This window comes from Massilia sp. CT11-108 (genome assembly GCF_047302915.1).
GTDB lineage: Bacteria > Pseudomonadota > Gammaproteobacteria > Burkholderiales > Burkholderiaceae_D > Telluria > Telluria orientalis.
Window position 1 is genome coordinate 1 of sequence record NZ_JBKYMO010000548.1, and the last position, 3,434, is coordinate 3,434.

At 70.6% G+C, this 3,434-nt stretch carries 3 protein-coding genes and 1 pseudogene; 1 reads left to right on the forward strand and 3 read right to left on the reverse strand.

What is annotated here, in order from left to right; all coding sequences use genetic code 11:
* A partial coding sequence (locus tag ACEN88_RS27125; protein WP_413344657.1) for a universal stress protein occupies nt 1-417 on the reverse strand: 417 nt, incomplete at its 3' end.
* Nucleotides 418-534: 117 nt separating this feature from the next.
* Nucleotides 535-1,383: an alpha/beta fold hydrolase gene (locus tag ACEN88_RS27130; RefSeq protein ID WP_413344659.1), complete on the reverse strand. Its 849-nt coding sequence runs from the start codon at nt 1,381-1,383 to the stop codon at nt 535-537.
* Between the two features lie 89 nt (nt 1,384-1,472).
* Here ACEN88_RS27130 and ACEN88_RS27135 point away from each other — a divergent pair, with 89 nt between their 5' ends.
* Nucleotides 1,473-2,324 carry a LysR substrate-binding domain-containing protein gene (locus tag ACEN88_RS27135; RefSeq protein ID WP_413344661.1) on the forward strand — a complete coding sequence of 284 codons (852 nt, stop codon included), beginning with the start codon at nt 1,473-1,475 and terminating at the stop codon, nt 2,322-2,324.
* A 7-nt stretch (nt 2,325-2,331) separates the two neighbouring features.
* On the opposite strand, the pseudogene ACEN88_RS27140 reads toward ACEN88_RS27135, so the two are convergent.
* A pseudogene (locus ACEN88_RS27140) lies at nt 2,332-3,434 on the reverse strand (TolC family protein); the annotation flags it as partial.

Below are 3,434 nucleotides of genomic sequence, written 5' to 3' on the forward strand. Positions count from 1 at the left end.
CGGACTGCGCAGCGCCACGTGTTCCGGCAGCCTGCGCACGCGGGGCGGGATGCCGGGCCCGGGATCGACGTCGCGGCTGAGCACGATCAGGTCGGCATAGCGCGCCTGCAGCAGCAGCGCGCCGTCGGCCGTGTCCTCGACGAGCCGCGTTTCCACCGAGGCGACGCCGAGTTTAGCGGCCTGGTCCGTGAAGGCGCGCAGATGCAGCGCCGCGGTCTCGCGCAGGCCGTCGAAATCGGCTGGCGGAACCGGCGCGGCCATGGATCCGGTGAGTAACAGGTAGTCCGTCCACGAGATGCCGGTCGCCGCGCTGCCCACCAGGTGCGCGCCGTGCTCGCGGGCGAGGCGGGCTGCGGCGGCCATGCGGCTGTCCTGCTGCTCACTGCCGTCGACGTGAACGACGATGGTCTTGTACATCGCAAATCCTTTCGAAGACGCACCGCGCTGCCGGAATGGCGTGGTGCAGTCGTTCGACCGGGATTTGCCCGCTTAGTGCCGCGTGTCGTTGTGGAAGCGCGCTGTCAAGCGCTTCGGTCAAGCCGGCACGGTGCCGACGAACGCTTCCAGCTGCCGGTTGAACTCCGCCGCATGCGTCACGTTCATCCCGTGCGATGCGCCGGCAATGGTCCGCGCCGCGGCGCCTGCGATCCATGCCGCGAGCTGCCCGACATTGTCGCGATACATGCGCGGGCTCTTCTCGCCGGCGATCAGCAGCGTCGGGCAGCCGATGGCCTGTGCCGCGGCGCGGGTGTAGGCGGGCAGCGGGTCGCGGAACTGCATCGGCAGGGTGGCCGCGTTGTCGATCGCCATCGTGCGGAACGCCGCGGGGCTCTTGCGCCAGATGCCCGGCAGGCTGACGGAATCGACGAACAGTTCCAGGCCCGCGTCGACGTCGCCGTCTTCGATCAGCCGGGCTGCCCTTGCGCGCAGGGCTTCCGTCGCGGGCGGCAGCGACGCGTCGGCGTGCAGCGGGCCGCCGGGATCGGCCAGGGTCAGCGATTTCACGAGGTGCGGATAGTCGCGCGCCAGGTGGAACGCCACGCAGCCGCCGCGCGAGTGGCCGACCAGGTGCACCGGACCGAGGCCCATGGCGGTGATGAATTCGGCGAGTTCGGCGACGTGCGTCCACCAGTTGAACGCGCCCTGCAGCGCGAGGTCGTCGGCCGGCCAGTAGTGGCTGAGGCTCACGGAGACGCACTGGAAGCGTTTCGACAGCGCGGTCGTCTGGCCGTTCCAGTAGCGGTAGTCGCACAGCGAGCCGTGGACGAACAGCAGCGGCTCGCCGGCACCGCGCATCACGTACGGCATGCGCACGCCGGACGGCAGGGTGGCGAAGTAGATCTCGGGGACGGACAGGGCGTGCTGGTCGGTGCGTGCGTTCATCGTTGACTCCTTTTGCGCTACTATGCCGCACACGAAGTCCCAAGAAAATCGCATAATACTGAATCTATCAATCAGATTTTCTGATACCAATGAAAACACTCGACCTCGACGTCCTGGCGATGATCGTCGCCGTGGCGGATACCGGCAACATCAGCCGCGCGGCGGAAGTGGTGCACCGCTCGCAGTCGGCCGTGAGCATGCAGATCAAGACCCTGGAAGGCGCGCTCGGCAAGCCGCTGTTCGTGCGTGGCCCGCGCAGCGTGACGCCGACACAGGACGGCGAGGTCCTGCTCACCTACGCCCGGCGCATGCTGGCCTTGCGCGACGAGGCGTGGGCCGCGGTCGTGCGGCCGGACATCACGGGCCGCGTGGTCATCGGCGTGCCGGACGATTACGCGTCGTCGCTGTTTCCGCCGATTCTGAAAAAATTCTCGGCGACGTATCCGAAGGTGCAGATCCAGGTCGTGGGCCTGCCGAGCGTGGCGCTGGCGCCGATGGTGAAGGATGGCTCGGTCGACCTCGTGTGCGCGACGCGCGTGAAGGGGCTGTCCGGCGAGTTCGTCCGGTTCGAGCCGATGGTGTGGGCCGCGACGCCGAGCAGCCGCGACCTCTGGCGCGAGCGGCCGCTGCCCATTGCCGTGTTCCTGCCCGGCAGCGTGGCGCGCGAAAACGCGATCCGCAGCCTGGAAAAGGCGAAGATTCCCTACCGGACGTCGTACGAGAGCCCCAGCCTGATGGGCCTGCTCAGCATGGTCGAGGCGGGCCTCGCCGTGGCCCCGCTCGCGCGCTGCGCCGTGCCCGCGCACCTGAGCCTGCTCGGCCAGGCGCAGGGCCTGCCGGAAATCGACCCGCTCGAAGTCATCCTCGCGCGCAGCACCAAGTCGAAGCGGCCGCCGTGCGACTTCCTGGCCGAGAAAATCATGTCGGAGTTGCGGCGCTGACCGGCCGTCAGCGGGCCGCGACCTTGTCGATCCCGCCCGGTTCCCATCCGCCCCCGAGCGCCTTGTAGGCCGCCACGGCCGCCCGCGCCACGTCCGTCTGGGCCTGCGCGCGGACGGGCGAGCGCCTCCTCGCCGCGCACGAGGACGGCCGTTTGCTGCGTGCGGTTGGCCAGCGCCGAGAACGCGTTCTCGACGTCCTCCGTCGCGTGTAGCACGGCGAGGCGGTAGGCCGCAAGCGACTCCGCTTCGCGCCCCTTGGCCTGGGCGATCTGCGCGTCGATGCGGCCGAAGTCGAACAGGCGCCAGCGCACGCCGAGGAGGGCGGCGCCCTCGCCGGCACCGCTGCCGAACAAATGGCCGGCGGACAAGGTCGTCGCGCTGCCGAGCAGGGCGCCCAGCGACACGTGCGGATAGTATTCCGCCATCGCCGCGCCGATGCGCGCATTACCGGCGGCCACGCGCCGCTCCGCCGCGATCAGGTCGGGCCGGCGCTGCAGAAGGTCGGCGGGCGTGCCCATCGTGCCGATGACCGGCACGGCCGGGATGGCGGCCGGCGCGCGCAACTCGGCGCGATGCGTGCCGGGCGGCGTGCCGAGCATGACGTCCAGTGCGTTGAGCGCCGCGTCCAGGCCGGCCTGCAACGCGGGCACGGCCGCTTCGGCCTGCGCCAGTTCTCCCTCCGTCTGGTCGACCTGGTATGCGGGCGCCACGCCCTTGTCGTGCAGCAGCCTGACCTTGGCGAGCAGGTCGCGGCGCGTGGCGACCTGCTGCTGCGCGATGCCGAGGCGGGCCTGCAGGCCGCGGATGCCGATGTAGATGTCCGCCGTCTGGGCGGCGACGGCGAGCCGGGCCGCGACGAAGTCCGCCTCGGATGCCTGGTAGTCGGCACCCGCCGCTTCGCGCCCGCGGCGCAGTCCGCCGAACAGGTCGATCTCCCAGCTGGCGGCCGCGTTCACGTCGTAGGCGTTGCCCCAGCGTTCGTAGCCCGGTGTCGCACCGAGGACCCGGCCCAGCGGCGTCTCCACCGACTGGTACGCGCGTGTGGCGGATCCATTGACCGTGCCGGACGGCAGCAGCGCCGCGTCGGCCGCGTGCAGGCCGGCGCGGGCC

Bases quoted from the DNA above. Each gene is read 5' to 3' on its own strand.
- ACEN88_RS27130 (WP_413344659.1), bottom strand. From the start codon at position 1,383: ATGAACGCACGCACCGACCAGCACGCCCTGTCCGTCCCCGAGATCTAC.
- ACEN88_RS27135 (WP_413344661.1), top strand. From the start codon at position 1,473: ATGAAAACACTCGACCTCGACGTCCTGGCGATGATCGTCGCCGTGGCG.